Annotated in this window: 19 protein-coding genes; 4 read left to right on the top strand and 15 right to left on the bottom strand. The window is 66.1% G+C overall.

Features of this window, described 5'->3' with window-relative positions:
• The first annotated feature begins 220 nt into the window (after positions 1 to 220).
• The gene (locus tag PVZ78_RS00100) at positions 221 to 1,363 is read left to right on the top strand and encodes a glycerate kinase (RefSeq protein ID WP_273828062.1); all 1,143 of its coding nucleotides are present in this window, start codon (positions 221 to 223) and stop codon (positions 1,361 to 1,363) included.
• A 152-nt stretch (positions 1,364 to 1,515) separates the two neighbouring features.
• Here PVZ78_RS00100 and hpaI read toward each other — a convergent pair whose 3' ends face one another.
• From hpaI to PVZ78_RS00060, 8 genes are all read right to left on the bottom strand, one after another.
• Entirely contained in the window at positions 1,516 to 2,316 is an 801-nt protein-coding gene (gene hpaI, locus PVZ78_RS00095; protein WP_009049321.1) for a 4-hydroxy-2-oxoheptanedioate aldolase, read from the bottom strand.
• Between the two features lie 11 nt (positions 2,317 to 2,327).
• Positions 2,328 to 3,131 (bottom strand): 2-oxo-hept-4-ene-1,7-dioate hydratase, encoded by an 804-nt coding sequence (gene hpaH, locus PVZ78_RS00090; RefSeq protein WP_257373517.1) that lies wholly within the window; start codon positions 3,129 to 3,131, stop codon positions 2,328 to 2,330.
• A gap of 2 nt (positions 3,132 to 3,133) precedes the next feature.
• Positions 3,134 to 4,441, bottom strand: coding sequence for an MFS transporter (locus PVZ78_RS00085; protein WP_273828061.1), 1,308 nt, complete (start codon positions 4,439 to 4,441; stop codon positions 3,134 to 3,136).
• Positions 4,442 to 4,609: 168 nt separating this feature from the next.
• Positions 4,610 to 4,999, bottom strand: coding sequence for a 5-carboxymethyl-2-hydroxymuconate Delta-isomerase (locus tag PVZ78_RS00080; RefSeq protein WP_009049318.1), 390 nt, complete (start codon positions 4,997 to 4,999; stop codon positions 4,610 to 4,612).
• A 90-nt stretch (positions 5,000 to 5,089) separates the two neighbouring features.
• A complete protein-coding gene (hpaD, locus tag PVZ78_RS00075) occupies positions 5,090 to 5,947 on the bottom strand; it encodes a 3,4-dihydroxyphenylacetate 2,3-dioxygenase (protein WP_103331548.1) in 858 nt (285 codons plus the stop codon).
• A gap of 155 nt (positions 5,948 to 6,102) precedes the next feature.
• Complete coding sequence (gene hpaE / locus PVZ78_RS00070; RefSeq protein ID WP_081361136.1) at positions 6,103 to 7,563, bottom strand: 5-carboxymethyl-2-hydroxymuconate semialdehyde dehydrogenase; 1,461 nt, start codon at positions 7,561 to 7,563, stop codon at positions 6,103 to 6,105.
• Positions 7,564 to 8,364, bottom strand: a complete 801-nt coding sequence (locus tag PVZ78_RS00065; protein ID WP_273828060.1) for a fumarylacetoacetate hydrolase family protein — start codon at positions 8,362 to 8,364, stop codon at positions 7,564 to 7,566. It lies immediately after the preceding gene.
• Between the two features lie 9 nt (positions 8,365 to 8,373).
• A complete protein-coding gene (locus PVZ78_RS00060) occupies positions 8,374 to 9,045 on the bottom strand; it encodes a fumarylacetoacetate hydrolase family protein (protein ID WP_273828059.1) in 672 nt (223 codons plus the stop codon).
• A gap of 225 nt (positions 9,046 to 9,270) precedes the next feature.
• Between PVZ78_RS00060 and hpaA the strand changes: the two genes are divergently transcribed.
• Entirely contained in the window at positions 9,271 to 10,182 is a 912-nt protein-coding gene (gene hpaA / locus PVZ78_RS00055; protein WP_273828058.1) for a 4-hydroxyphenylacetate catabolism regulatory protein HpaA, read from the top strand.
• 71 nt (positions 10,183 to 10,253) lie between these two features.
• Positions 10,254 to 11,348 (top strand): DUF1176 domain-containing protein, encoded by a 1,095-nt coding sequence (locus tag PVZ78_RS00050; protein WP_273828057.1) that lies wholly within the window; start codon positions 10,254 to 10,256, stop codon positions 11,346 to 11,348.
• Positions 11,349 to 11,354: 6 nt separating this feature from the next.
• Here the strand turns inward: PVZ78_RS00050 and PVZ78_RS00045 are convergent, their stop codons facing one another.
• The 6 genes from PVZ78_RS00045 to PVZ78_RS00020 form a co-directional block, all read right to left on the bottom strand.
• On the bottom strand, positions 11,355 to 12,329 hold the full coding sequence (locus tag PVZ78_RS00045) for a bifunctional helix-turn-helix transcriptional regulator/GNAT family N-acetyltransferase (RefSeq protein ID WP_273828056.1): 975 nt from the start codon (positions 12,327 to 12,329) through the stop codon (positions 11,355 to 11,357).
• A gap of 239 nt (positions 12,330 to 12,568) precedes the next feature.
• Positions 12,569 to 14,248 carry a GMC family oxidoreductase gene (locus PVZ78_RS00040; RefSeq protein WP_273828055.1) on the bottom strand — a complete coding sequence of 560 codons (1,680 nt, stop codon included), beginning with the start codon at positions 14,246 to 14,248 and terminating at the stop codon, positions 12,569 to 12,571.
• A gap of 32 nt (positions 14,249 to 14,280) precedes the next feature.
• Positions 14,281 to 15,582, bottom strand: coding sequence for a carbohydrate porin (locus PVZ78_RS00035; protein WP_273828054.1), 1,302 nt, complete (start codon positions 15,580 to 15,582; stop codon positions 14,281 to 14,283).
• A gap of 168 nt (positions 15,583 to 15,750) precedes the next feature.
• Positions 15,751 to 16,815: a 2,3-butanediol dehydrogenase gene (locus tag PVZ78_RS00030; RefSeq protein ID WP_273828053.1), complete on the bottom strand. Its 1,065-nt coding sequence runs from the start codon at positions 16,813 to 16,815 to the stop codon at positions 15,751 to 15,753.
• A complete protein-coding gene (locus tag PVZ78_RS00025) occupies positions 16,812 to 18,077 on the bottom strand; it encodes an MFS transporter (RefSeq protein ID WP_110176457.1) in 1,266 nt (421 codons plus the stop codon). Before PVZ78_RS00025 ends, PVZ78_RS00030 begins: the two co-directional genes overlap by 4 nt.
• Before the next feature lie 39 nt (positions 18,078 to 18,116).
• The gene (locus PVZ78_RS00020) at positions 18,117 to 18,650 is read right to left on the bottom strand and encodes a 2,4'-dihydroxyacetophenone dioxygenase family protein (RefSeq protein WP_009049306.1); all 534 of its coding nucleotides are present in this window, start codon (positions 18,648 to 18,650) and stop codon (positions 18,117 to 18,119) included.
• Between the two features lie 285 nt (positions 18,651 to 18,935).
• Between PVZ78_RS00020 and PVZ78_RS00015 the strand changes: the two genes are divergently transcribed.
• Complete coding sequence (locus PVZ78_RS00015; protein ID WP_273828052.1) at positions 18,936 to 19,898, top strand: AraC family transcriptional regulator; 963 nt, start codon at positions 18,936 to 18,938, stop codon at positions 19,896 to 19,898.
• 113 nt (positions 19,899 to 20,011) lie between these two features.
• Here the strand turns inward: PVZ78_RS00015 and PVZ78_RS00010 are convergent, their stop codons facing one another.
• Positions 20,012 to 21,130 (bottom strand): class II histone deacetylase, encoded by a 1,119-nt coding sequence (locus PVZ78_RS00010; protein WP_273828051.1) that lies wholly within the window; start codon positions 21,128 to 21,130, stop codon positions 20,012 to 20,014.
• Positions 21,131 to 21,212: the final 82 nt, after the last annotated feature.

Here is a 21,212-nt window from a genome sequence, read left to right as displayed (position 1 = left end):
GCCCGCGATGGCCACGCCGCGGTGAGTCTGATGCACCGCGGTGCCTTGATCGCGGGCAAGCCTCGCTCCTACAGAAGATTGTGTTGGGCGCCGGTTTTCGCGGCTTCGCTCCTATGATTGTGACAATGAACAATAAAGCCGCCCCACACTTGTGCAGCCGACCGGGGTCAAGGTCGCGGCCAACTGGCAGCATGGGCGCCATAAGAACCGGAGATAGCCCATGAAAATCATCATCGCCCCCGACTCCTTCAAGGACAGCCTGAGTGCCTCTGGCGTGGCCAGCGCCATCGCCGACGGGCTGGCGCGGGTGTGGCCGGACGCGCAGCTGATCCAGTGCCCGATGGCGGACGGCGGCGAGGGCACCGTGGAGTCGATCCTCGATGCCTGCGAGGGCCAGTTGCGCACCACCCGGGTCCAGGGGCCGCTGGGGGCACCGGTGGACGCGCGCTGGGGCTGGCTGCCGCAGAGCCAGACCGCGATCATCGAAATGGCCGAGGCCAGCGGCTTGCAACTGGTGCCGCCGGGCCAGCGCGATGCCTGCACCAGCAGCACCATCGGCACCGGCGAGTTGATCCGCGCGGCCCTGGATGCCGGTGCGCGGCGGGTGATCCTGGCCATCGGCGGCAGCGCCACCAACGACGCCGGCAGCGGTGCCTTGCAGGCGCTGGGCGTGCGCCTGCTGGATGGCGATGGCCAGGCCTTGCCGCTGGGAGGCCTGGCCCTGGCGCGGGTGGCGCGGGTCGATCTGAGCAACCTCGACCCACGGCTGGCCGAGGTGCGTTTCGAGATCGCCGCCGACGTCAACAATCCTCTCTGTGGCCCTCACGGCGCCTCGGCGATTTTCGGTCCGCAAAAGGGCGCGTCGCCGCAGCAGGTCGAACAGCTGGACCGCGCCCTCGGCCAGTTCGCCGACCAGGCCGCGCGGGTGCTGGGCAAGGACGTGCGCGACGAGCCGGGCAGCGGTGCCGCCGGTGGCCTGGGGTTCGCCGCCAAGGCCTTCCTCGGCGCGCGGTTTCGTCCGGGGGTGGAAGTGGTGGCGGAGCTGGTGGGGCTGGCCGAGGCCGTGCAGGGCGCGGACCTGGTGATTACCGGCGAAGGTCGCTTCGACGCCCAGACCCTGCGCGGCAAGACCCCCTTTGGCGTGGCGCGCATCGCCAAGCAGCACAATGTGCCGGTGATCGTGATCGCCGGGACCCTGGGCGAAGGCTACGAGCAGATGTATGAGCACGGCGTGGATGCGGCCTTTGCCCTGGCCGCCGGCCCCATGACCCTGGAGCAGGCCTGTGCCGAAGCGCCGCGCTTGCTGCGGGACAGGGCGGCGGATATCGCCCGGGTCTGGCGCCTGGCGGCGCGCCAGGGCTGACGTCATCGCGGGCAATCGAGCGTCGACCGGCCGCTCCTACAGGATTGTGTCCTCCCCATTTCGCGGATCGACACAGGCTTCTGTAGGAGCGAGGCTTGCCCGCGATCAGCTCTACCTGACACCCCGCGCCGTCAGGGATCGCCCACAGAACTTCAGTAAACCCCACCACCCGAGGTAGGCGCCGCCACTTCCTTGTACTGCCCCAGCAACCCCTGCAAGCCCTTCATCAGCACTGTGGTGTCCACCCCCACCGCGACGAAGTTCGCCCCCAGTTCGATATAGCGCTGCGCCAATGTGCGGTCGGCACTGAGGATTCCGGCCGCCTTGCCGGCCTTGCGGATCCGCGCGATGGCGTCCTCGATCGCCGCGACCACCTCGGGATGCCCCGGGTTGCCGCGATGGCCCATAGACGCCGAGAGGTCGGCCGGGCCGATAAACACACCATCGACCCCGTCCAGGGCGGTGATGGCATCCAGGTTGGCCAGGCCTTCGAGGTTCTCGATCTGCAGCAGCAGGCACATCTGCTCATCGGCCTGGTCCAGGTAGCCGGGAATGCTGTTCCAGCGTGAGGCCCGGGCCAGGGCACTGCCGACGCCACGAATACCCGCTGGCGGATAACGCATGGCGCGCACCAGCTGCCGGGCCTGCTCGACGCTTTCGACCATGGGGATCAGCAGGGTCTGGGCGCCGATATCCAGCAGTTGCTTGATCAGCGCGGTGTCGCCCACCGGCGGGCGGATGATGCCCTGCACCGGGTAGGGGGCGATGGCCTGCAACTGGCCGAGCAGGCTGTTGAGGTCGTTGGGCGCGTGTTCGCCGTCCAGCAGCAGCCAGTCGAAACCGGCGTTGGCCGCCAGCTCCGCGCAATAGGCATTGGCCAGGCCCAGCCACAGGCCGATCTGCGGCGCGTCTTGCCGCAGGCGTTGCTTGAAATGATTGATCGGCAGTTGCATGAGCGTGCTCCTCAGACAAAACGGCAGGCAATGCTGCCGAGCTGGTCGTAGTCGACGTGGAAGGTGTCGCCGGGGCGCGCCGCCACCGGGCGGGTGAAGGAGCCGCCGAGGATGATCTGCCCGGCTTCCAGGCCGACGTCGTAGGCCGCCAGCTTGTTGGCCAGCCAGGCCACGCCCTTGGCCGGGTGGTTGAGCACCGCGGCGGATACCCCGGATTCCTCGATCACCCCATTGCGGTACAGCACCGCGGGCACCTTGCGCAGGTCGATATCGCCAGGGCGCACCGCGCGGCCGCCCATGACCACCCCGGCGTTGGCGGCGTTATCGGAGATGGTGTCGAACACCTTGCGCGTGGCCTGGGTCCGCGGGTCGACCTGCTGGATGCGCGCGTCGATGATCTCCAGGGCCGGGATCACCCACTCGGTGGCGTCGAGCACATCGAACAGCGTGCAATTCGGGCCCTTGAGCGGCTTGCCGAGGATGAACGCCAGCTCCACCTCGACCCGCGGCACGATAAAGCGCTGGAAGGGAATGTCGCTGCCTTCCTCGAACAGCATGTCGTCCAGCAGGGCACCGAAGTCCGGCTCGGTGATGTTCGACGACACCTGCATGGCCCGCGAGGTCAGGCCGATCTTGTGCCCGACCAGCTTGCGCCCGGCGCGGATCTTGTGTTCCACCCAACTGCGCTGGATGGCGTAGGCGTCCTCGATGGTTATCTCGGGAAACTCCAGCGACAGCTGGGGGATCTGTTCCCGGTTGCGTTCGGCGGCGTCGAGGCGGGCGGCGGTCTGCTGGATATCCGAAGTGCTGAGCATGGTTACTTCTCCTGGGGATTGACGATAAGGGCCGGCACCCGCAGCACCAGCCAGGCGCCGCCGGCGATCAGCAGGGCCAGGGCATAGAGGGCGAGGCTGGCGCTCTGGGTGGCGTCGCGGACCACGCCGATCAGGTAGGGCGCGAGGAAGGCGGCGATGCTGCCGAAGGAGCTGATCAGGGCGATCCCCGCGGCCTGGGTGTTGCTGGCGAGAAAGGCCGGCGGCAGTTGCCAGAACATTGGCAGCGCGGCGCTGGCGCCCATGCCGGCCACCAGCAGCCCGGCCATCACCAGCCAGGCATTGTCCGGGGCCAGGCCGGCGACGATCAGGCCGACGCTGGACATCAGCAGCGGCACGCTCAGGTGCCAGCGCCGTTCGCGCAGGCGGTCGGAAGAGCGACCGACGCCGATCATGAACAGGCAGCCGGCCAGGTACGGCAGGGCGCTGAGCAGGCCGACGCGGCTGTCGCGGGCGATGCCGGCGTGGTGGATCAGGGTGGGCATCCAGAAGGCAATGGTGTTGACCGCCAGCATCACCGCGAAATAGATGCACACCAGCAACCAGATGTGTTTGTCCTGGAGGATGCCGGCGAAGCGGGTGATCGGCTTGTGCTGTTCTTCCTGGCTCAGGGCCGCGTGCAGTTGCTGCTTTTGTTGGTCGCTCAGCCAGGCGACGCTGTCGATGCTTTCCGGCAGCGCCTTGAGCACCACCAGGCCAAGCAGGACCACCGGCAGGCCTTCGATCAGGAACATCCATTGCCAGCCGCGCATCCCGCCCAGGTCGTGGAAACTCTCGAGAATCCAGCCCGACAGCGGCCCGCCGATCACCCCGGCCATGGGCACGGCGATGGCGAACAGCGCGGTCACCTGACCCCGGCGGCTGGCCGGGAACCAGCGATTGAGCAGCACCAGGATGCCGGGGAAAAAACCGGCCTCGGCGACCCCCAGCAGAAAGCGCAACAGGTAGAAGCCGGCGGCACTGTCCACCAGCAGCATGGCGCTGGACAGCAGGCCCCAGACCACCATCAGGCTGGCGATCCAGCGGCGCGGCCCGACCCGGTCCAGGGCCAGGTTGCTGGGCACGCCGAACAGCGCGTAGGCGATGAAGAACAGGCCGGCGCCAAAACCGTAGACGCTGTCGCTGAAGCCCAGGTCCTGGGTCATCTGCAGCTTGGCGAAGCCGATATTGATGCGGTCCAGGTGGGCGAAGATGTAGCAGGTGAACAGCAGGGGCATCAGCCGCCAGGTGATCCGCCGATAGGTGTCGGACGTCTCCGCGGCGCTGGGCAGGGCAAGGGTCGAGCTGGACATGGGCGGGTCTCTTTTATTGTTCTTGTCGATAGGGCTCGGACCTTTAGCCGCTGCCGCAGGCTGCGATAAGCCCCGAAGGGGCTTCCAGCAATCTCAAGAGCACGACTGCTTCGTCGGAAGTGCCGCCCAAGCCGATCGCAGCCTGCGGCAGCGGCTACAGGTCACAGGTCACGCTTGGCGCTTGAGAAACTCATGCACGTTGTTGTGCTTGAAGTTCAGCTCGGCATCCAATTCGCTCATCTCGAACGACAGCGCCAGCAGGCGCTGGGCCTGGAGCTCGGCGAAGTGCGCCTTGATGATCTCGAACAAACCCTCGGCGACCTTGCGTCTGGTCGCCAGGTCGCGCCCGGCGCCGACCTGCAGGCGCATATGGACGAAGGCGTAGTCGTGCTTGCCGTCGGCCATGCGCCAGGTGTCCAGGCGCACGCCGCGGCTGCGGATGCCGCCGAGCGGGAACACGCCGCTGGCCCCGAGGTAGTCGTGGACCTTCTCGAACAGCCCCGGCAGGTCGGCGGCCTGCTCGATGTTGTCGGTGTATTCGGCGATGAAATGCGGCATGGGGGCCTCCTTTGGAGGCAGCTACAAGCCGCAAGCTGCAAGCGGCAAGAGGGTTCTCTTGTGGCTTGTAGCTTGCTGCTTGCCGCTGCTTCATATCTCAAAAATGGCGTTGATCTGGCCGGTGCCGGAGCTGCCGAAAGGCGCGGTGACAATCTCCGCCGGCCGGTTGTATTCGGGGCCGCCGAGCAGGCCCAGGAGCATGGCGGTGTCGTGCATCCGGCCTTCGCCGAAGCAGTGTTCGGCGTAGTCCGGGAGCATCGAGCAGAACTCGCGGAAGCGCCCCTGTTGCCACAGTTCGACCACTCGCAGGTCCACCTGCTTGTCGAATTCGCGGGTCCAGTTATGGATGTTGGCTTCGGCCTCGCGGTCGTCGGAGAAGCGGTGCGATAGCGAGCCGGAGGCCAGCACCAGGACCTTGCGGTCGCTCTTTTCGATGGCCCGGCGCACCGCGGCGCCGAAGGTGAAGCTGTCTTCGAGCTTGTGCCAGGCACACCAGGCGGCGATGGAAATCACTTGGAAATGCTGCTCCGGCGGTACGTCCATGTGCATGTAGCGCATCGGCACCAGGGTGCCGTATTCCAGCTCCAGGCTGGGGATGTTGTGGGCGAGGGTGCGCACATCGGCGGCATTGGCTTCGGCGGCAATCAGCTCGCCCAGCACCGGGCAGCCGCTGTAGTCGTAGTCCATGTTCTTGATGAAGTGCGGCAGTTCGTTGCTGGTGTAGGTGCCCTTGAAGTGCTCGCCGCAGTTGATGTGGTAACCGCTGTTGACCAGCCAGTGCACGTCGAACACCACCGCGGTGTCGGCCCCCCGTTCACGGGCGCGACGGGCGATTTCCTTGTGCCCGGCGATCGCCGCTTCGCGACAGCCGTGGTGCTTGCCCGGCAGTTCGGACAGATACATCGATGGAACGTGGCAGACCTTGGCGGCCATGACGACTTCGCCCATGGTGCTTCTCCTGAAACATCTTATTGTTCGATCTTGTAGCCGCTGCCGAAGGCTGCGATCGACTGCGTAGCAGTCGTAACCGGGACACCTCGATCGACTGTGAACAAGGCGCCGGATCGCGGCCCGCGGCCACGGCTACAGCGGATTTTTCAACCTTACACGCCCCAGCGCGGGATGTGGTGGCTGCCCATGGAGATACAGATGTTCTTGATCTCGGCAAACACCTCGAAGCTGTACTCGCCGCCTTCGCGGCCGGTGCCGGAGCCCTTGACCCCGCCGAACGGCTGGCGCAGGTCGCGCACGTTCTGGCTGTTGATGAACACCATGCCGGCCTCGATGCCACGGGCCAGGCGATGGGCCTTGCCGATGTCCTGGGTCCAGATGTAAGAGGCCAGCCCGTACTCGGTGTCGTTGGCCAGTTGCAGGGCCTCGGCTTCGTCCTTGAACGGGATCAGGCAGACCACCGGGCCGAAGATCTCTTCCTGGGCGATGCGCATCTTGTTATTGACGTCGGCAAACACCGTCGGCTGGATGAACTGGCCACGGGCAAGGTGCGCCGGCAGGTTGGCCGGACGCTCCAGGCCACCGGCGAGCAGGGTGGCGCCTTCCTCGATGCCGATGCGGATATAGCCGGTGACCTTGTCGTAGTGGGCCTGGGTGATCATCGAGCCGACCTGGGTCTTGGGATCGGTCGGATCACCGACGATCAGCCGCTTGGCGCGGGCGGCGAACTCGGCGACGAACTGCGGGTAGACGCTTTCCTGGATGAAGATCCGGCTGCCGGCGGTGCAGCGTTCGCCGTTGAGCGAGAAGATGGTGAACAGCGCGGCGTCCAGGGCGCGCTGCAGGTCGGCATCTTCGAAGACCAGCACCGGCGACTTGCCGCCCAGTTCCATGGAGTACTTTTTCAGCCCGGCGGTCTGCATGATCTTCTTGCCGGTGGCGGTGCCGCCGGTGAAGGAAATCGCCCGCACATCCGGATGCCGTACCAGGGCATCGCCGGCGGTGGCGCCGTAGCCCTGGACGATGTTCAGCACACCATTGGGAATGCCGGCTTCGACCGCCAGGCGTCCCAGTTCGTTGGCGGTCAGCGGCGACAGCTCGGACATCTTCAGCACCGCCGTGTTGCCCAGCGCCAGGCACGGCGCGGTCTTCCAGGTGGCGGTCATGAACGGCACGTTCCATGGCGACACCAGGGCACAGACGCCGACCGGCTGGTACAGGGTGTAGTTGAGCATCTGGTCGTCCACCGGATAGCTGTGGCCATCCATGCGGGTGCAGACCTCGGCGAAGAAGTCGAAGTTGTGCGAGGCACGGGGGATCAGGACGTTTTTGGTCTGGTGGATCGGCAGGCCGGTGTCGAGGGTTTCCAGTTCCGCCAGGTGCGGCACGTTCTGGTCGATCAGCTCGCCCAGCTTGCGCATCAGGCGTGCCCGTTCTTTCGCCGGAGTATTGGCCCACTTCGGAAAGGCTGCCTTGGCGGCCGCGACCGCCTGGGCGATTTCCTCGGCACCGCCGCTGGCCACTTCGCCGATGGCTTCACCGGTGGCCGGGTTGTAGTTGACGAAAGTGTCTTGGCTTTCGACCTCGCGGCCGTTGATCCAGTGTTTGATCATTTATGCGTGCTCCTTGGCCGCCAGTTGCGTGTCGTGTTGTGCCTTGATCCTGAAGAACTCCGCCTCGCTGACGATGCGGTTGACCAGCCGGCCGACGCCTTCGACTTCCACCACCACTTCATCGCCGGGCACCACGTCGGACAGGCCTTCGGGGGTGCCGGTGGCGATCATGTCGCCGGGTTGCAGGGTCATGAAGCTGGAGAGGTATTCGATCAGGTAGGGGATGTCGAAAATCATGTCGGCGGTAGTGCCTTCCTGGCGCAACTCGCCGTTGACCCAGGTGCGCAGCTTTAGCTGGTTCGGCTCGGGCACGTCGGCGACGTCGACTATCCACGGTCCGACCGGGGTGGTGGCGTCGCGGTTTTTCACCCGCAGGTTGGGCCGGTAGTAGTTTTCCAGGTAGTCGCGGATCGCGTAGTCGTTGCAAACCGTGTAGCCGGCCAGGTAGTCCAGGGCGTTCTCGCGCTTGACGTTGCGCGCGGTCTTGCCGATCACTGCCACCAGTTCGCACTCGTAGTGCATGTAGGCGACGTTGTCCGGGCGCCAGGTGACCTGGTTGTGGCCGGTGTAGGTGCCGGGAGACTTGATGAACACCAGCGGCTCGGTCGGCGGCTTGAAGGCCAGTTCGGCGGCGTGGTCAGCGTAGTTCAGGCCCAGGGCGAACATGCTGCCGGTGGCCGGAGGCAGCCACTCGACCTGATCCTCGGCGAGCACACGGCCATCGGCCAGTTTCACGCTGTTGGGCGCGTTGACCAGCACGTCGTGGACCTGGCCTTGATAACGGATGCGGGCGTGTTTCATGGCGGCTCCTTATTCGGCGGCTGTTTCGGCGACAACGTGATTGGCGAGGCGGCCCAGGCCGCTGATCTCCACTTCGATGCGGTCGCCCGGCTTGACGTCGACTCGACCTTCGGGGGTGCCGGTGATCAGCACGTCGCCCTCGTGCAGGGTCATGAACTCGCTGATTTCGGCGATCAGTTGGGGAATGCCGCGCACCAAGTTGGCGGTGCTGTTGCGTTGCAGCAGTTCGCCGTTGACCCACAGCTTCAGTTCCAGCTCATGGGGATCGCGCACCTGGGCCGCCGGCACCAGTTCCGGGCCGAAGGCGCAGAAACCGTCGCGGCACTTGGCCTTGACGGCGGGGCGGTAGTAGCTGTCTTCCGGCAGGCTGAATTCGTTGACGATGGTGTAGCCGGCCACATGCTGCAGGGCGTTTTCCACGCTGACCCGGCTTGTGCGCTTGCCGATCACCACGCCCAGCGCCGGGCCCGGTTGCAGGCGCTCGACACCCTGCGGATAGATCACGGCGCCGCCGTGGACGTTGCGGGTGTTGGGGGTCTTGATGAACAGCACCGGCTTGACCGGTGGCTTCTGGTAGGGCGGCTGGGTGAAGGATTCCAGGTGGCTGCGCAACAGGCCTTGATAGTTCAGCGCGACGCCGAACAGGGTGCCGGTGGCGACTTCATGCAGTGCACGGCTCATTGTGGTTTTCTCCTGAGCATCGCGGAAGACGAGGTGATTTCGTTAATGTGTTAACGTTATATTTAATATGTTAACGATCGTCAAGCGCCGACCCTGACCCGTTTGCCGAGTACTGGTGAACAGGCCGCGAATCACGCAGGATGTGGGCGCTTGCCGCGGGTAAAAATAAAAAAGCGCTGCGGCGAAATAAAAAGCGCCGCGAGCGAAAAAAAGAGACACGCCACCATGAGCGATCGCCAGCCGATCCCCAACATCAACATCGGTCAGGTCTACGACCAGCGTTACGCCGACTCGCAGGTGCATTACGACAAGCTGAGCAACCTGGCCGGGTTCTTCGGCCGCAACATGCCGGTGCACCGCCACGACCGGTTTTTCCAGGTGCACTATGTGAAAAGCGGCGCGGTGCGGGTCTACCTCGACGACCAGCAATACCTGGAATCGGGGCCGATGTTTTTCCTCACGCCGCCGACCATTGCCCATTCCTTCGTCACCGAGGCCGACAGCGAAGGCCACGTGCTGACCGTGCGCCAGCAACTGGTGTGGGAACTGATCGAAGCCGACAGCCGTCTGGCCAGCGGCCCCCAGGTGGCGCCGGCCTGCGTGGCCCTGGCGCGCCTGGACCCGGGGTTCGCCGGCGAGGCGCGGCGCCTGGCGTTGCTGTTCGATGAGTTGCAGGAGGAAGTCGCCGGGCAGGGCGCCGGGCATGCGCCGGCGCTCGAGGCCCTGACCCGCTTGATCCTGATCAGCCTGCTCAGGCTCTCGGCCAATTCCCTCAAGGCGCGCCCGGCGCGGCACGAAGACCTGCAGATCTTCCATCGCTTCAATGAACTGATCGAAGCCCAGTACCTGGAGCATTGGCCGCTGTCGCGCTATGCCGGGCAGATCGGCGTCACCGAGGCGCGCCTCAACGATGTCTGCCGGCGCATCGCCGACCTGCCGTCGAAACGCCTGGTATACGAGCGCCTGATGCAGGAGTCCAAGCGCCTGCTGCTGTTCACCGCCAGCTCGGTGAACGAAATCTGCTACCAGCTGGGGTTCAAGGACCCGGCGTATTTCAGCCGGTTTTTCCAGCGCTACGCGAAGATGACGCCGGGGGAATACCGGACGCGCCAGGGCGCGGCGAAGCCCTGGTCCTGAAGGCAAAAAAACTGGGAGGGCAGGGGCGCTGCGTGGGACAATCGGCGCCTTTACCCGACAAGGAAAGTCCCATGTTGCAGCGCACCCTGATGGTCCTTTTGCTGACGGCCAGCGCCGCCCAGGCGATGGCGCAGAACGCCGCGGAGAAGGTGCCCTTGCTGCGCCAGACCAAGGAATGGATCACCGGCTGCGACAACCTGCGCAGCTGCCACGCCCTGAGCGCGCCCAACGGCGAACACGGCGTGCAGTACAGCAGCCTGACCCTGCACATCCAGCGTCGCGCCGGCCCCGACGGTCCGCTGGAAATACGCCTGGACCAGCGCGGGGAGCCCGCTGAGCTGTCGGCCTTGCGCCTCGACGGCCAGGCGCTGGAGCCGCAACTGCTGGACGCCCTGGTGCTGTTGCCGGAGAAGAAGGGTGCGCAGACCCAGGTCACCCGTTATGAAATCGTCGACCCGACCCGGGCCCGCCAGTGGCTGGAACGCCTGCGCAATGCCGAGGAACTGAAGCTGGCGGGAGACGACGAGGCCCGGGTGCCGTTGTCCGGTCTGTCGGCGGCGCTGCTGCTGATGGACTCGGTGCAGGGCCGGGTCGATGGCGTGACGGCGCTGTGGCGGCCAGGCCAGCGTCCGGCCAGCGAGGTGCCGGCGCGGCCGCTGCCGGCCCAGCTGCGGGCTTATCCGGGGGCTCCGGAACTGACGGAGGCGGAACGCACGCGGATCTCGGCGGCCGCCGTGAAACTCGCCACGCCGGGTACGCCCAACGACGATGAAGACTATGTGGCCGAGCCCCAGGTCGAGGTCTATCCGCTGACCGCGCAACGGGCGTTGACGGTGGTGCTGAGCGAGTGCGCGGCCTACAACTGCGACTACCTGATCAGCAGCTGGTCGCGCAGCAATCCGCCGAAGCTCGAGGCGCTGCGCCGGCAAGCCGTGCCCATGAACAACGCGGACGGTTCGGGCGGCGCCCACTACGACCCCAAGACCGGGGTGCTGAGCACCTTCTATCTGGCCCGCGGCATTGGCGACTGCGGTGAAAGCGGGCGCTGGCTGTTCGACGGCGAAAGCTTCCAGCTCAGCGATTACCGGCAGATGCCGACTTGCAACGGCCTGTCCTCGGAAGACTGGCCGCGGCTGTGGAACATCGCACCGCCGGCCAACCGCTGAGGCGTTTCAGGCCAGGCCTGGATGGCGGCGCTCGAACTTCTGTTCCAGCACGGTCTTGCCCCATTGCGCCGCCGGCTGTTCCTCCACCAGCTGGAAGCCGAAGGCTTCATACAGATGCCGGGCGGCGTCCAGGCCGCTGAAGGTCCACAGGTAGCAGGAGGTTGCCCCCACCCGGTCGCAATGCTCCAGCGCCGTCTTGAGCAGCAGGCGACCGGTGCCGGTGCCACGGGCCGCCTCGTCGAGGATAAACCAGCGCAGATGGGCACTCTTGTCGGCCTGCTTGTGGTCCGGGGCGCCGCCGAGATCGATGGCGATCGAACCGACGATCTGCTCGTCCAGCACCGCCAGCCAGATGCCGTTATCCGGGTGGTCCAGGCGCTCGCTGAACTCCGCCAGACCGGCCGCGACGCGCTGTTCAAAGAACTGCCCGAAACCCACCAGGCGTGAGTAGTAGTGCGCATGCAGCTCGGTGATGCGGCCGATCATGCCCGGCCGATAGCCACGCTGCACGCTAGGGGTTGCCGCGGCGATCTGCGGATGACCCAGGCGGCAGGCCTGCAGCGCCTGGCCATAACTGCGCAGTCCGGCGACCACCTGGCTTTGCTCCCGTGGCGCAAGCAGGCGCAGCGCCTGTTGCACCTGGGCGCTGCCAAAGGCATGAATGGCGGCGACCTGTTCGCGCCCGCTGGCGGTCAGGCCCAGCAGCTTTTCCCGGGCATCCGTGGGGCTGGGGCTTTCCTGGATATCGCCGCGCTCGATGAGCTTGGCCAGCAGGCGGCTGACCGAGGACTTCTCCAGGTTCAGGCTCTTGCCCAGCTGGGCGGCGGTGAGCGGGGCGTACAGATCGAGTTCGATCAGCGCATGCACCGCCGAAGGCGCAAGGTCGGAGCCGGCCAGGGTAGCGCCCATGAAGCCCAGCTCGCGCACCAGTTTGCGCGATTCGTTACGGACCTGATCCACCAGCGGCGACGGGGAGGACATGGCGAGGCTCCATATATAGTTGTTCGATACAACTATATGTTCAGGCTGCGGCAAAATCCATAGGGACGCGGGCTTCTGGGTCAACACCGATCAGTCGAGCGCAGGTGATCCCCTGTAGGAGCAGCCGGTCGACGCTCGATTGCTCGCGATGATCGTTAACGATAACGCGTACCGACTGGCTAAACGCGGCGCTCTCAAGTCCATCGCGAGCAAGCTTCGCTCCTACAAGTGGCCGTCTTTCAGCCAATGGCCAGCGTGGATGCCTGTTGCTCCAGGCGAGCGGGAACCTGAATGCTCAGCGGCGCCTTACCCAGCACCAGGTCGGCGGCCTTTTCGCCGATCATGATCGCCGCCGCGTTGGTATTGCCGGTGGTCAGGCTCGGCATGATCGATGCGTCGGCCACCCGCAGGCCCTGTACGCCGTGGACCCGCAGTTGGTCGTCGACCACCGCCTGTTCGTCGTGGCCCATCTTGCAGGTGCCGACCGGGTGGAACACGGTGCCCAGGCTGTCGCGAATCCATTGCTCGATCTGCGCCTGGCTCTCGACGTGCGGGCCGGGCACCAGCTCGCCCTTGAGCCGCCGGGCGAACGCCTGGCTCGCCGCCAGCTGGCGCACCAGGCGCACGCCCGCCACCAGCTTGCGCAGGTCCTCCGGGTGGCTGAGGAAGTTGCTGTCGATGATGGGCTTGTCATGGGGATCGGCGGAATTGAGCCGGACCTGGCCACGGCTTTGCGGGTGCATCACGGCGATGTGCAGGCTGACGCCATGGCCCAGCGGCACCAGGCGCTGGGGCTGGTTCTTCAGCGCCGGGGCGACGATCAGGCCCAGTTCCGGCGCGGCGTCCTCGGCCTGCAGGCGCAGGAAAGCGCCGGACTCCACGGTATTGGAAGTCAGCGGACCGCTGCGCCGGCTCAGGTACTGCCAGGGCGAACGGGCCAGGGGCAGCAGGCCCTTGGCCGACACACCGTAGGTCAGCTCGCTGTCGCAGCGGTACATCAGTACCACGTCCTGATGGTCCTGCAGGTTGTGGCCAACCCCCGGCAGTTCATGGCGCTGGGCGATGCCATGGCGCTCCAGCTCGGCGGCCGGGCCGATGCCGGAGAGCAACAGCAGCTGCGGCGAGTTGATCGCCCCGGCGCTGAGGATCACTTCGCGCCGGGCCTGGAGCTGGAACACCGCGCCGTCCTGGCTGACCTCGACGCCGCAGGCGCGGTTGCCGTCCAGCAGCACGCGGTGGGTCAGGGTCGAGCTCAATACGCTGAGGTTGGGCCGCGGCAGCGCCGGGTGCAGGAAGGCCCGCGCGGCGCTGCAACGTTCGCCGTTGATCTGGGTGACATGGAAGGGGCCGTAGCCTTCCTGCTCCTCGCCGTTGAAGTCCGGGTTGTAGCGCCAGCCCAGTTCCTGGGCGGCCTGGTAGAACACCTCATTGATCGGGCTCGGGCTGCGTTGCGCGGCGACGTTGAGTTCGCCGCCTTGCCCATGCCAGGGCGAGGCGCCGGGCTCGAAGTGCTCCGAGCGCAGGAAGTACGGCAGCAGTTCGTCGTAGCTCCAGCCTTGGTTGCCGGCCGCGGCCCAGCGGTCGTAGTCGCTGCGGTGGCCGCGGATGTAGATCATGCCGTTGATCGCGCTGGAGCCGCCCCAGAGCCGGCCGCGGGGGCAGGGGATCGGACGGTCGCCGCTGGCGGCCTGGGCGCTGAACTGGTGCATCCAGTTCCACTTCGGGTTGGCGATCAGCCGGATGATGCCCGCCGGGGTGCGCACATAGGCGCCGGGGAACAGGCTGCGGTCGCTGGGGCCGGCTTCGATCAGGCAGACGCTGAGCTGCGGATCGGCGGACAGCCGGTTGGCCAGCACGCAACCGGCCGAGCCGGCCCCGACCACGATGTAGTCGAACGAACGCGGGGCAGAGTCAGTCATGGGAGATACCTCGTTGGCAGTGAGAAGCAGGTTCACAACCCCAGCGCCGCGCCGACGTCGTACATGACTTGCAGGCCGACGACAAAACCGTTGCCGCTGAGCTCGCGGGCCTCGGGGTTGTAGAAATTGTCCGGGTTGATCAGGTACTGCACGCTGGGCTCGAGGGCCAGGTGCCGGGTCAGGGCGAAGTGGCCGTTGGCCTCGATGGCGTAGACATTGCGTTCGCCCAGGCTGGGGTCGCCGCCGTTGACGATCCGCGCCTGTTGCTGGAAGCGCAACTGGTGGTCGTTGAGGCGCAGGTAGCTGGCCTTGAGGTTGAGCTTGTCCTGGGGCCGGTCGAAGGGCGCCAGGTAAGTCAGACCGATTTCGGCGAAGTGGCTGAAGGGCTGCTTGTCGTCGGCGGCCAGGGACAGCGAACCGAACGCCAGCAGGGCCTGGGGCGCGGTGCCCTGGCCGCCGTCGGCCCGCCAGAAACCTTGCTGGAACTTGAAGAAGGCGCCGCCGGTGCCGTGCTCGCTGGCGCCGGTCAGCGGGTCGTACTGCCTGGAGGTGTTGTAGTAGCCGTTGAGTTCGTAGTGGGCGCTATAGGCGCCGTCGTGCTTGCTGCCGATGCCCAGCAGCAGGCTGGTGCCGCTGGCGTCGTCGGTGCTGAAGTCCAGGCCCTTGCGTTTTTTCAGGTAGTCCACCGGGTTCGATTCGAAGGCGCCGGCATGCACATACAAGCCCGGCGTCGGCTGGTACTTCAGGTAGCCGCCCCAGCTGCCGTAGGGCGGCGGCAGGATGCCGGTGGACGAATCGATGATCGGGTCGTTGCAGGTGACCACGGTTTCGCAGTTGTAGATATAGAAGTAGCGCCGGGCGTTGGTGCGCCCCAGGCTCATGTCGACTTGGCCGTCGAGCCAGGTCTGCTGGTAGGTCAGCAGGCTCAGCTGGTTGCTGGTGATGTCGTTGTGGATCGGCGCGCCAGCGAAATAGCTGCCGGCGGCGCCTTGCCAGTTGCGCGAGGTCGGCTGGCCGGTGGCGGTGTCGAGGATGAAGAAGGTTTCCTCGAAATGAACGGCCGCGCCTTCGAGGCCGGCAAGGGTATCGAGGTCGAAGTCGGCGCCGACGAACAGGTCGCCGCTGTTGCCGAAGCTGTGTTCGCGCGGACCGGTGTCGAGGTTGTTCATCGACAGGCTCCAGAACTGCACATGGGGGCGGATACCGTAGCCGGCCAGTTGCTCGCCGAGCCCGGCCAGCGGGCCTTCGCGGCTGGGTGCCGGAGTCCCGGCCTGGCACAAAGGGGTGAACAGGACAGCCGCCAGCAGCGGGCACAGCAGGGGAGTGCTTTTCATGGTCGGTACTCGTTTCTTGTTGTTTTTGTAATGAGTTGTTCAGGTCTGTAGCCGCTGCCGCAGGCTGCGATCGGACGCGCAGCGTTCGCCAACGGGTTACCAGGAGGCTGCCGATGGTGCTGGCGAGGACTGCGTCCTCGATCGCAGCCTGCGGCAGCGGCTACAGGGTCACGCCTTGGCCAGTTCGGGGTTGGGGTTGACCAGCACCTTGATCTGGCTCTTGTCCCGCAGCAGGGCTTCGAAGCCATGCTCCACGGCCTGGTCCAGGGTCACGCAGCGGGTCACGGCGCGGGTCAGGTCCAGGCGGCCGCTGGCCAGCAGTTCGATCAGCGGCGGGTAGGCGTTGCGATAACCCACGCTGCCGAGCAGGCGCAGTTCGTGATTGACCAGGTGGAAGGCATCGACGCTGACCTCGCCCATCAGCCCCACCAGCACCACCTCGCCGCCCTTGCGCAGGGCATGCAGGGCCAGGCTCAGGGTCTGCTGGCTGCCGGCGGCCTCGAAGGCGGTGTCGACTCCGCCGCCGCTCAGTTTTTGCAGGCGTTGCGGCAGGTCGGCGGCGTGGCCGTCGAGCACTTCCTGGGCGCCGAAGTCGCGGGCCAGTCGCCGGCGTTCCGGGCTGATGTCCACGGCGAAGATCCGCTCCACGCCGCGCAGCCGGGCCAGCAGGATCAGCAGCAGGCCGATGGGGCCGAGGCCGAACACCACGCAGCTGTCGCCGGCCAGCAGGCTGCTCTGGTTCAGCGCGTGAAAGGCCACCGCCGCCGGCTCCAGCACCGCGGCCTGCTTGAAGCTCACCGAGTCCGGCAGCGGGTGCAGCATGTAGGCCGGCACCAGCACCTGTTCGGCGAAACCGCCGTCGCCCATCAGGCCAATGAAACCCATGGACTGGCAGAGGTTGTACTGGCCGGCGCGGCAGTACTGGCAATCGCCGCAGCGATACTCCGGTTCCACCGCCACCCGGCTGCCGACCCGCACCCGGTCGACGCCCGCGCCCACCGCCAGCACCTGGCCGCAGAATTCGTGGCCGAGGGTCAGGGGCGCGCGGCAACCGGACAGCGGGTGGGGCTCTTGCTGGGGAATCGAGTGCGGACCGTCGGCGTATTCGTGCAGGTCGCTGCCGCAGATACCGCAGTAGGCCACCTGGACCAGTACCTCGCCCGGGCCGGGCTGTGGCAGTTGCAGATCGCTCAGGCGCAAGTCGCGGGCGGCATGCCAACGCAATGCTTTCATGGCTGGTTTCCTTGCAGGGCGGAAGACAGGGAAGGTTCGGCGCGGCGCCCGCGGGCCAAGACCGCCGGCGCGGTTTCCTTGAGGAACAGCGCCAGCAGCGCGGCCAGCAGGGCGCCGCCGCAGGAGATCCACATGACGATGGACAGGCCGAAACGGTCGGCGGCGAAGCCGGCGATGGTCGGCGAGACGAAGCCGCCCACCAGCTCGCCGATGCCCATGATCATGCCCAGGGCGGTGGCCATGACTTCCCGGGGCACGGTTTCCGCCGGGATGGTCGCCATGAACAGGGTGAAGCAGCCAAGGCCCGTGTAGGTCAGCAGCATCAGCACGCCCATCAGCAGCGGGCTGTTGGCGTAGAGCAGGGCGATCGGGCAGCAGGCGGCGATCAGCGAGAACAGCACTAGGGTCGGGCGACGGCCGAAGCGGTCGGAAATCGCCGCCACGCCGAAGCCCCACAGCACCCAGGCACCGCCCAGGCAACTCATCACCGTGCCCATGCTCGCCGGGCTGTAGCCGCGGACCTTGACCAGGAAGGTCGGGGTAAAGGAAATGAGGATCACGAACCAGGTGAGGAACACGCAACTGATCAGGGTGCAGAGCACGATGTTGCGGCTTTTCAGCAGGGCCAGGCGATTGACCGGTGCTTTGTCGTTGTCGCTGGTGGTTGCCGGCGCCGGCGCGTCGTTGCGCACGTAGCGCCAGATCAGCAGGGCGATCAGCAATCCGGGGATCAGCGAGACGATAAAGGCATGGCGCCAGCCGTAGGCCTCGGCCAGGCCGATCAGCACCGGCGGGCCGATCACCGCGCCCAGCAGCCCGGCCGCCGAGCCTTGCAGCAGGCCCATGTTCAGGCCCCGGCGATGGGGTGAGGAGGCCTCCACCATCAGCGATTGCGAGAGCGGCAGGATCGGCCCTTCGGCCAGGCCCATGATGCCGCGGAACAGCAGCAGGCTGAGAAAGCCGGTGACCAGCCCCGACAGCGCCGAGCACAGGGAAAACAGGATTACCGCGACGATCAGCAGCGGCTTGCGCTTGCCACGCCGGTCCGACCAGGCCCCGACCAGCGCGCCGGACACCGCCCAGGCCAGGGCCAGGACCGACGACAGCATGCCCAGGTGGCTGTTGCTCAGTTGCAGCTCGTCGGCCATGAACGGAAACAGGAAGGCCAGGGCCAGGCGATCGAAAAAGACGAAACCGAACGTCAGGAACAGCACGCCCAGCAGGATGTTCTCGTAACCGGCTTTATTGTTGTTGTAAGCCATGGTCGTTCTCCGCGGGAGGGACAGGTGAAAGTCGCGAGCTCAGCGAAACAGCGTGTCGATATAGGCCGCGCCGAGGCCGATCTTTTCGTAGTGCGCGCGGCACATGGCGATATAGGAGTGCACGTCGAAATAACCCTCCGGCTCGCCCTGTTCGTCGAGCCAGATCAGCGGGCCCTTGACGATGAAAAACGCGCGCATCGGTTGCTCGTGCTCGTAGGCCACCAGGGTGTGGCCTTCGCCCGGGGTCTCGTAGACGAAGTCGCCGGCGGTGGCGGTCCAGTCGTGCTCCAGGTAGCCCCACTTGCCGGACAGGGTGTAGGCGAACACTTCGTGGGGGTGGTAATGCCGGTTCACCAGCCCGGCGCTGCTGGCCATGAGGATGTCGCACCAGCGGTTCTCGCTCGGCGAGATCCACAGCGGCCGCGAGGACACGGTTTCGGTGAAGGGCACATAGAGCTTCAGGTCGTCGCTGGCGGCATTGGCCAGGTAGACCTCGGGCTTGGCGTCCGGCTTGAAGCAATTGGCGATCGGTTGCAGGTCTTTCCAGAATTCACGGCTGGCGGCTTCGGGCATGGTCGGCCTCTATTCGTTGTGGGAGTCGAGGCGACTTTAGGCGCGGCGCGCAGGCGGGGTTTTATCGAATCGGACAGGATTGTTGACTGGATCGGACGAGCGTTTTCCTACAGGTTTCAGGGACGCCGTTTACCCTGGCAATCGACTTGTGCCCACTGCGTTTCACATTGACAGGGCATAAGCTTCATATATTAATGAACGGCCGCGACCGGTGTGTTCCACGGCCTCGGGATCCGGTCACTGCCTTGCCGACCGGCGAATTTTCTGCCCATGAGAAGAATAAAAATGTCTCCATGCGCCTTGCTCGAAACCCGGCATGCCTGCACCCAGGACATCGCCCTGGATCAGCGGCTGGCCTTCTGGGAGGACTACAACGCCTCCACCCTGGTCGGCCTCAAATGCAGCTCTTTTTGTGAAAGCGGTTTTGCCGCCAGCCAGGACAACCTGCAACTGGAGGGCATGCGCCTGGCGCAGATCGAGGGCAACGAGCACGTGGTCGAGCGTGACAACTCGATGATCCGCTCGGTGCCCAAGGAATCGGTGTTCGTGTCCTTCGTCACCGGCAGCGGCTCGTTTTTCTATCAGGACGGTGCCTGTCAGTTGCTCGAACCGGGCGAGCTGATCGTCTACCGCACCGACAAACCCTATCTGTTCGGGTTCTCCGGGCCGATGCGCCAGTTCATTTTCGACATTCCCCAGGAGCTGTTCGCCGAGCGCTGCCTCAAGCGTTTCGACCGTCCGCTGAAGATTGGCGGGCAAAGCGGCGTGCAGCGCCTGTTGCTGCGCACCCTGGGCGAACGCACCCGCGGCTTTTTCCAGCAGCCCCTGAGCCAGGACGCCGGCGGTTATCAGGACCAGGCGCTGGAGCTGCTGGGCAGCCTGATCGCCGGGCAGGTGGGCGAGCGGCGGATCAATGCGCTGAGCGCCTCCTACCTGCTGGCGGCCAAGCAGTGCATCAACGAACAGTTGGCCGACCCGGAGCTGAGCTGCGAGCGGGTGGCCGCGCAAACCGGCATTTCACCGCGGCACCTGAGCCGGCTGTTCGCCCTGGAAGGCACCCAGCCCAGCCGCTTTATCCTGGAAAAACGCCTGCAGCAGGCCCATGACCTGCTGAGCAGCTCGCGGGGAACAGGCCTGGATATCGGCGAAATCGCCTACCGCCACGGCTTCACCAGCCAGGCCCACTTCGCCCGGGCGTTCAAGGCCCATTACGGCCAGACCCCAAGCGAAGTGCGAGCCTCCCTGTAGCCGCTGCCGCAGGCTGCGATCGGCCTGGGCGGCACACCGACGAAGCGGGCGCATGGTCTCAAGATCGCTGAAGGCCTTCGGCCTTATCGCAGCCTGCGGCAGCGGCTACAGGGTCAGTGGTCGTTGAGGAAGGTTTGCGCCAGATCGTCGATCAACTGGCGCTGAAAGGCCTGGAACCCAGGATTGGGCTGCTGCATCTGCACGAATTCCAGCATCGGATCGGTCACCGCGGTCCTGACGCCGGCCAGTTCCTCGACCGTCGCCAGCCCGCAGAAGGGCACATAGGCCTCGGAATAACCACCTTCATGCACCAGCACCAGGCGCCCCTGGCACAGACGCTCGGCGGCTTCGCGCACCTGGCGGGTCATGGCGCGGAACGAGTCGCTGTGCAGCAGCATCCGCGCCAGCGGGTCGACCGCGTTGGCGTCATAGCCGCAGGCAACGATGATCAGCTCCGGCTGGAAGCGCTCCAGGGCTGGAATCACGATGCGTTGCAAGGCATGCAGGTAGGCATCGTGGCCGCTGCCGGGCAGCAGCGGGATATTGAGATTGGCCCCCAGCCCGGCACCGCGACCGCGGTCCTGCTCGCCGCTGTAGCCGGGCGGGAAGCAGCCGTCCTGGTGCAGGGAAATGGTCAGCACGTCGCCGCGCTCCTCGAAGATCGACTGGGTGCCATTGCCGTGGTGCACGTCCCAGTCGATCACCGCGACCTTGCCCAGGCCGCGCCTGGCCTTGGCCGCCTCGATGGCGATGGCGATATTGGCCAGGAAGCAGAAGCCCATGGCGCCGTCGGCCAGGCAATGGTGTCCCGGCGGGCGGGACAGGGAATAGGCGTTGTCGGCTTCGCCGCCGAGCACCGCATCCACCGCGGCCATGGCCAGGCCGGCGGAGAGTCGGGCGATCTCGTAGCTGCCCGGGCCGATCGGCGCTTGCGGACCGAGTTCGCCGCCACCGGCCTCGCTCAGGGCCTTGAAGCGTTGCAGGTACTCGGCGCTGTGCACCCGCAGCAGGTCCTCTTCGCTGGCGGCCGTGGCGCTGCGCACCAGCAACTGGCGGGTCAGGCCGGAGACGTCCAGCAGGCTTTTCAGGCGGCGCTTGGTTTCCGGCGATTCGGCGTGCCCGGCCGCGGCGGGCGGTTGCACCCAGCCGCCGACCGGCAGCGTCAGCGCATGTGGCCCGGCGCTGTGCCAGAGGCTGAGTTCATCGAAGAAAAACGCGGTTTTACGGGTCATGGGCATCTCCATCTGTTGGGCGAAAGTGTGTAGCCGCTGCCGAAGGCTGCGATAGGTCCGAAGGACCTCTGGCGCCCGGGAG

The organism is Pseudomonas sp. SBT1-2, assembly GCF_028640875.1.
GTDB classification, from domain to species: Bacteria; Pseudomonadota; Gammaproteobacteria; order Pseudomonadales; family Pseudomonadaceae; genus Aquipseudomonas; species Aquipseudomonas chlororaphis_I.
This window is presented reverse-complemented; position numbering and strand designations above follow the sequence as displayed.